The 6,885-nt window shown below is 63.2% G+C and carries 7 protein-coding genes; 2 read left to right on the top strand and 5 right to left on the bottom strand.

Features of this window, described 5'->3' with window-relative positions; all coding sequences use genetic code 11:
• Positions 1-40: 40 nt before the first annotated feature.
• Complete coding sequence (locus DOM57_RS12300) at positions 41-832, bottom strand: sulfite exporter TauE/SafE family protein (protein ID WP_110649478.1); 792 nt, start codon at positions 830-832, stop codon at positions 41-43.
• Between the two features lie 192 nt (positions 833-1,024).
• Between DOM57_RS12300 and DOM57_RS12295 the strand changes: the two genes are divergently transcribed.
• Positions 1,025-1,789: an NRDE family protein gene (locus DOM57_RS12295; protein WP_110649477.1), complete on the top strand. Its 765-nt coding sequence runs from the start codon at positions 1,025-1,027 to the stop codon at positions 1,787-1,789.
• Between the two features lie 29 nt (positions 1,790-1,818).
• On the opposite strand, the gene ptsP is transcribed toward DOM57_RS12295, so the two are convergent.
• Complete coding sequence (gene ptsP / locus DOM57_RS12290) at positions 1,819-4,080, bottom strand: phosphoenolpyruvate--protein phosphotransferase (protein WP_110649476.1); 2,262 nt, start codon at positions 4,078-4,080, stop codon at positions 1,819-1,821.
• 154 nt (positions 4,081-4,234) lie between these two features.
• The gene (locus DOM57_RS12285; protein ID WP_110649497.1) at positions 4,235-4,729 is read right to left on the bottom strand and encodes an RNA pyrophosphohydrolase; all 495 of its coding nucleotides are present in this window, start codon (positions 4,727-4,729) and stop codon (positions 4,235-4,237) included.
• A 153-nt stretch (positions 4,730-4,882) separates the two neighbouring features.
• Here DOM57_RS12285 and DOM57_RS12280 point away from each other — a divergent pair, with 153 nt between their 5' ends.
• Positions 4,883-5,542 (top strand): histidinol-phosphatase, encoded by a 660-nt coding sequence (locus DOM57_RS12280; RefSeq protein ID WP_110649475.1) that lies wholly within the window; start codon positions 4,883-4,885, stop codon positions 5,540-5,542.
• Between the two features lie 23 nt (positions 5,543-5,565).
• Here the strand turns inward: DOM57_RS12280 and rsd are convergent, their stop codons facing one another.
• Entirely contained in the window at positions 5,566-6,075 is a 510-nt protein-coding gene (gene rsd / locus DOM57_RS12275) for a sigma D regulator (RefSeq protein WP_110649474.1), read from the bottom strand.
• Between the two features lie 199 nt (positions 6,076-6,274).
• Positions 6,275-6,832, bottom strand: coding sequence for a disulfide bond formation protein B (locus tag DOM57_RS12270; protein WP_420820228.1), 558 nt, complete (start codon positions 6,830-6,832; stop codon positions 6,275-6,277).
• Positions 6,833-6,885: the final 53 nt, after the last annotated feature.

Here is a 6,885-nt window from a genome sequence, read left to right as displayed (position 1 = left end):
GGTAGACGCTATTTACGATCCTTACTTGCAAAACACCACACTAGCCGATCATCAGCTTGATGCCCACCACGATCAGCAGGAGGGCAAAGATACGTCGCAGCGTCTTGGCAGGCAATGCATGGGCGATCTTCACGCCGACGCGGGCCATCGGCACACTGGTCACCATCAGTCCCAGAAACGCCGGCCACATCACGTAACCGGTGGCTCCCGCCGGCAAGGCCATATCATCCCAGCCCACGACGACGTTGGTCACGGTGCCGATCAAGGCGATCGGCAGGCCAATGGCGGCCGAGGTACCGACGGCTTCGGTCATGCGGCTGGTGAAACGTGACAGCCAAGGCACCGACATCACGCCGCCGCCGACACCGAACAGCGTGGAAATCCCACCGATGACTGCACCGGCCAGCGTCATCGGCCACCACCGGGGCAGCCTTCCCTGAGCCGCCGGCGGACGTGAGAGCAGCATCTTGAACGCCATGACGATGGCGAAAACCCCAAAGAGCCGCGTCAGCACGCCGCCGGAGAGTGACGAAGCCAGCAGCACACCCAGGATGCCGCCGACCAACAGGCCGGGAATCATCAGCCGCAGCCAGTCGCGTCTGACACTGCCCCGCTGCCAGTGCCCTCGGGCCGACGAGGCACCCGTGACGACGATCGTTGCCAGCGACGTTCCGACAGCCAGATGCGCCACCACCGCCGGGTCGAACCCCTGGGCGAGAAAGGTAAACACCAATGCTGGGACGATGACGATACCGCCACCGATGCCGAAGATGCCGGCCAGAAGCCCGGCGATGGCGCCAACAAATAGATAGATGATAATGGCGGTCAGCATCGCGAGACTCTGGTCGGCAAGAAACACAGGTTGACGGGCGGCGCCGGCATGGCGAGTGAAGGCATGGGGGCGATCCTTGAAATGGCGCGAGGCGTGGAGGAGTCAATAGCGTGCTTATGTTACGCTGCCGCCACTGAGCTGTCATGGCCGAAGCCATGACACTTGGCTCATCTCTCACCCGGATCACGTCTCATGTGTTTGATCGTCTTCGACTGGCAACCGACCGCCGGGATCAGGCTGAAACTGGCGGCCAACCGCGATGAGTTCCACACGCGGCCGACCGAACCGTTGCATCGCTGGCTTGATGCGCCGCTGATCGGTGGCCGCGACCTGCGCGGCGGCGGCACCTGGCTCGCTGCCACCGGCAAGGCGCGCTTCGCGGCGCTGACCAATGTGCGCGAGGGCCTGGTACCGGTACCGGCGGATGCGCCCAGTCGCGGCGGACTGGTGCGCGGGGCGATCGAAGCCCCCGACCTCGAGGGCTGGCTGGAACGTCTCGCCGCCGCGCAAGCCCAACACTATGCCGGCTTCAATCTGCTGGCGATGAACGGCGACCGGCTCTGGCATCTGCACCACAGTCAAGACGCCACTTATCTCGAGACGGTTCCTCCGGGCCTGCACGGGCTCTCGAACGCCAGCCTGGATACGCCCTGGCCAAAATTGCTGCGTGCCCACGAGGCGCTGAAATCGGCGCTTGCGGCCCCGGACTGGCGCCAGTCCATGTGGCCAGCCATGGGCGATACCCGCCCTGCCGACGATGCCGAACTGCCCGATACCGGCGTCGGGCTGGCACGCGAGCGCTTTCTCTCCTCGGTCTTCATCGACGGCGAAGACTACGGCACCCGCTCCACCACGTTGGCCACCGTCACCGCCTCGGGCCGCACCACATTGGAAGAGCGGCGCTACGGTCCGCATGGCCGGAGCATCGGCGACACGCAAAGGCTGTCCATCGCCTGATCGCGTATCGCTCAGCGCCTGTTCGGCGTTCAGTCCTGCGGCGGCAGCAGATGGGCAATCTGCCAGTCGGAGAGGCGCTGACGCAGATGCGCTCGCACCACCGCCGTGGTCGGCAACGCCAGCGTTTCGGATACCAGCGTGCGGGCATCGTCGAGGCTGACACGACGAATGGCCGCGCGTACCCGCGGCAGACTCGGCGCGTTCATCGACAAGGCGTCGAAGCCCATCCCCATCAGCAGCAAGGCGCCGGAAGGATCACCGGCCAGCTCGCCACAGACCGAGGCCGGCACGCCCAGCGCCTGGCTCTCCTCGGCCAGGCGCGACAGCGCATTGAGCACCGCGGGATGGCAGGCATCGTAGAGGCTGGCGACGCGCGCGTTGTTGCGGTCCACGGCCAGCAGATACTGGGTGAGGTCGTTGCTGCCGATCGAGAAGAAGTCGACCCGCTCGGCCAGCGCCGCAAGCTGATACAGCGTCGCCGGCACCTCGATCATCACGCCGACCTTGGGCGAAGCGACCTCGACGCCATCCTCCGCCAGCTCCTGGCGAGCGCGTGCCAGTAGGCGCAGTGCCGTGTCGACCTCGTCGACGCTGGTGATCATCGGCAGCAGAATGCGCAAGTTGTCGAGACCCTGGGAGGCCAGCAGCATCGCGCGCAGCTGAACCATCAGCACCTCGGGATGATCGAGGGTGACCCGAATGCCCCGCCAGCCCAGAAACGGGTTGGCCTCGTTGATGGGGAAGTACGGCAGATCCTTGTCGCCGCCGATGTCGAGGGTGCGCATGACCACCGGCAGGGGCGCGAAACTGGACAGTTGCTCGTGGTAGAGGCGGGTCTGTTCCTGCTCGCTGGGGAAGCGCTCGTTCATCATGAACGGCACTTCGGTGCGGTAGAGCCCGACGCCGCTGACCCGCGGCTTGAGCTGGGCCACCGTGTCCACCGCCAGGCCGGTATTGACCATCAGCGGCATCACATGGCCGTCGGGCGTTTCACTGGGCAGATGCTGTTCGTGCTCGAGCACCTCCGAAAGCGCTCGCTCCTCCTTGATCAGACGGGCATAGCGCTTGGCCAGCTGCGGATCGGGCCTGACGAAGAGACGCCCGCGATGGCCGTCGAGAATCGCCTTGGCGCCATTGATGCGGGGCAGCGGCAGGTCGACCATGCCGAGCACGGTGGGAATCCCCATCGCCCGCGCCAGTATCGCCACATGCGAGTTGCTCGAACCGCGCACCGATACCAGCGCGGCCAGCCGGCCCTTGGGCAGTTCGCCGAGCGTCGCGGCACTGATCTCGTCGCCGACCAGGATGGTGTTGTCGGGATAGGTCGAAGGCGTACGTTCATTGCCTTCCTGGAGATGCGCCAATACGCGACGCCCCAGATCGCGGATATCGGCAGCCCGCTCACGCAGATAGCCGTCATCGACCCGCTCCAGATACTGCGTGTGGCGCCGGACCACGTCGGCCAATGCACCCGGTGCCCACTGCCCCTCACGAATGCGTTTTTCGACTTCGTTGCCCAGTGCGGCGTCGCCCAGCATTTGCTGATAGACATCGAACAGCGCCAGTTCCTGCGCCGAGATGCGACTGGCCAGCCTCGCGCCGGCTTCGCGAATCTCTTCGCGGACGTGGGCAATCGCCGCATGCAGACGAGCGACCTCGGCATCCGGATCGGTCGGAATCAGATCGGGCACATTGTCCAGATCCGCCGGCGGCGCGATGACCACGATCTCGCCGATCGCCATGCCGGGAGAGGCCGCCACACCGGAGAACATCGCCTGCCCATCGGGCTGGGCACGACGACCGAGGGTGCCGGAGACCAAAGCGTGGGCCAGCACGCCGGCCAGTTGCGCCGCCATGGTCACCAGGAAGGCCTCGTCGCCCTCATCGAAGCGACGCTTCTCCTGCTGCTGGACGACCAGAACGCCCAGCATGCGACGCTGGTGGATGATGGGAACGCCAAGGAAACTGGAGAAGCGCTCTTCGCCGGTCTCGGCAAAATAACGGAACTGGGGATGAGAAGGCGCGTCCTCGAGGTTCAGCGGCTCCTCGCGCTGCCCGACCAGCCCCACCAGGCCCTCGCCCAGGCGCAAGGTCACCACGCCGACGGCCTGCGTGCGCAGACCGATCGTGTCCATCAATACCAGGCGTTCACGCTCGCGATCGAACAGATAAATGGAGCAAACGTCGGTGTGCATCGCCTTGCGGATGCGTCGCACCATGGTGGCCAGCGCGGCGTCCAGGCTGCGCGCGCCGTTGACTTCCTGGACTATGCGGCGAAGAGTATCGAGCATGGGCCTATTTCTTGTGGGCGAATGGCGAAGTAGAAAGCGCCTCGTGGTGACATCAGGACAGCCCCCAAGGCGGCCCGTCATGGCGTAGGGGCTGCGCAACCCGAAGGGCCGGGCGGGGGCCGTGCATGAAACAGCAACAGCCCCTAGCTAGAGGTTACGGCACCTCCTCCAGCGCCAGCCGGTGAAAGTCAGGGGCAAGTTCCCGCAGTGCGCGCCGGTAGACCTCACGCTTGAAGGACACTACTTGCCCCAAAGGATACCAGTAACTGACCCATCGCCAGCCATCGAATTCCGGTTTGGGCGTGCTATCGACGCAGACCCGACTGTCGTGGCAGCGGATCTTCAGCAGAAACCACTTCTGCTTCTGCCCGATGCAGATCGGTTTGGAATGCGTTCGCACCATGCGCCGTGGGAGACGGTAACGTAGCCATCCTCGCGTACAGGCCACCACATCGACATCGTTGGACGTCAGCCCAATTTCTTCCTCGAGTTCCCGGAAGAGTGCCTGCTGCGGTGTCTCGTAGGCTTTGATACCTCCTTGCGGAAACTGCCACGCTTCCTGGCCCGCCCGACGCGCCCAAAGCAACTGGCCATCACAGTTGGCAATGATGATGCCAACGTTTGGCCGAAAGCCATCGGCGTCTATCACGGAGTTCACCTTAACTCAATCATCGTTAAGGTCATTCTTCCACAAAGCGAGAAAGCGCATCAATACGACCTAGGCCCCCGCATGGGCAAGGCGATGCGAGTTTGCGATACTGCGCAGCGTTTGCACCGTGACCCAACCTGACAGGAGCCAACCTTGAGTCTGGCCATTTTCGATCTCGACAATACATTATTGAGCTGTGACAGCGACCACGCCTGGGGCGAATTCCTCATCGAACAGGGTGCGGTGGACGGCGAAGCCTATCGCCGCGCCAACGATCAGTACCTGCGTGATTATCAAGCCGGCGAGCTCGATATCATGGCCTATCTGGCGATGGCGCTGAAGCCGCTAACCGAGCACAGCGATGAACAGCTCAAGGCGTGGCACCAGCAGTTCATGGCCAGCAAGATCGAGCCGCACATTCTGCCCCGGGGCGAGGAGCTATTGGCCTGGCACCGCCAGCGCGGAGACTTTCTGCTGGTGGTGACGGCGACCAACCGTTTCATTACCGCTCCCATTGCCGATCGTCTCGGCGTCGACGATCTGATCGCCATCGAGACCGAACGCGAGCAAGGGCGTTATACCGGGCGTGTCGAGGGTGTCCCCAGTTACCGCGAAGGCAAGGTGACGCGGGTCAATCAATGGCTGGAATCTCAACCGATACTGACGCTGGACGACGCCTGGTTCTACAGCGATTCCATCAACGACCGCTTCCTGCTGGAACTGGTGCCCAACCCGGTGGCCGTGGATCCGGATGCCGAGCTGCGACGACTGGCCGAAAGCCGCGACTGGCGGATCATCTCGCTACGGGACTAGGGCCGTTGCTGTTTGACGCTGGATCAGCGGGTAGGAGTGATCGTAGAACTCATGGCCGCCGCCGGTGGCGACGCATGTACCGCATGCAGGCGGCTGATCAATTGATCCTCGAGCGCGAAGCGCTCGGTCAACGCGCCGCTCAGGCGCTCCAGCCAGTCGGGTAACCGCGAGGTGTAACGCTGGCAGCGCGATGGCGTTGCGTAATCCTCGTCGAACGCGAGCACGAGTTGCGTCGACGCCTCGACACGTGCCAGCAACTGATCGGCGACCCGCAACGCCTCATGGTCGTCGAAGGCCTTCGCTTCCTCGCGCAGTTGGGGATAGATTTCGAAATGGCCGGCACTGATGTAATCCATCAATGCTTCACTGAAAGCGTCGATGCGCGTTTTTGGGACTGCCTCGGAGTCGGTTTCGCACGCTTCGCGCAGATCCATCAGCGTCACCAGCATGTCGTAGCGCTGTTCGAGCCATTGGTCGATCAGTGAGTGGACGCTCCCCCAGCGCTCCTGCGCGGTTTTGCAATCTTCCAGCATGATCTTCTCCCTAAGCTCTGTCTGAAAAATCGACGAGTGATGGCCAGACAAGGCGAAAATCGGCGAAAAAGCGGAGTTTACAAGGGTGTAAATGAGCATTTTAAACCGATTTTTAACGCCGTATGGACGAGCGCAGGCATTTTTCAGACAAAGCGTAGTCGTATCTCGCTTGCCGTGACGCCATTGACGGCCATCCGGATCAGGGCGTCTGTTCAATCACCCCATGCGTCGCTCCGCCGGCGCCGCGACGCAATTGCGAAACCAGCATCATCACCGGGATCAGCCCCATGACGACGAAGCCCAGCAGTGTCCATTGCGGCAGCGTCACCCCCCACAGCGCGCCCTCCACCGCAGCGCACTCGCCGGAGCCCGACAGCACGCGGGACATCACGTCCCACAACGGCAGCATGTCCATCATGTAGTCTAAGCCAGGTCCGCAACTCGGCACACTATCCGGAGGTAGCGTCTGCAGCCAGACGTGACGTCCCGCCACACCGATCCCGGCCAGCACCGCGAGCAGCGCCAGCACAGCATAGACGATCCCGCCCCAATGCCTGGGATTGTGGATGGCGCCGATCAGAAAGAATACACCTGCCGAGATGACGGCGACGCGCTGAAAAATGCACAACGGGCAGGGCTCCAGCCCGACCCCGTATTGCAGGTAGAGGGCGACGGCCATCATGAAACAGCACATCAACAGCCCCAGCAGGCACCATTGACGGACACTGGCCTGCGCTATCCGATGCTTGATTTGCATGCAGCTCTTCCACTGATTATCCGGTATTCGTTATCGACGACGCCCCATCCCAC

It is taken from the genome of Salinicola peritrichatus (genome assembly GCF_003206715.1).
GTDB lineage: Bacteria > Pseudomonadota > Gammaproteobacteria > Pseudomonadales > Halomonadaceae > Salinicola > Salinicola peritrichatus.
The sequence above is the reverse complement of the archived record's forward strand: the minus strand, read 5'-3'. Positions and strand labels throughout refer to the sequence as shown.

Bases quoted from the DNA above. Each gene is read 5' to 3' on its own strand.
- DOM57_RS12300 (WP_110649478.1), bottom strand. From the start codon at position 832: ATGCTGACCGCCATTATCATCTATCTATTTGTTGGCGCCATCGCCGGG.
- DOM57_RS12295 (WP_110649477.1), top strand. From the start codon at position 1,025: ATGTGTTTGATCGTCTTCGACTGGCAACCGACCGCCGGGATCAGGCTG.
- ptsP (WP_110649476.1), bottom strand. From the start codon at position 4,080: ATGCTCGATACTCTTCGCCGCATAGTCCAGGAAGTCAACGGCGCGCGC.
- rsd (WP_110649474.1), bottom strand. From the start codon at position 6,075: ATGCTGGAAGATTGCAAAACCGCGCAGGAGCGCTGGGGGAGCGTCCAC.
- DOM57_RS12270 (WP_420820228.1), bottom strand. From the start codon at position 6,832: ATGCAAATCAAGCATCGGATAGCGCAGGCCAGTGTCCGTCAATGGTGC.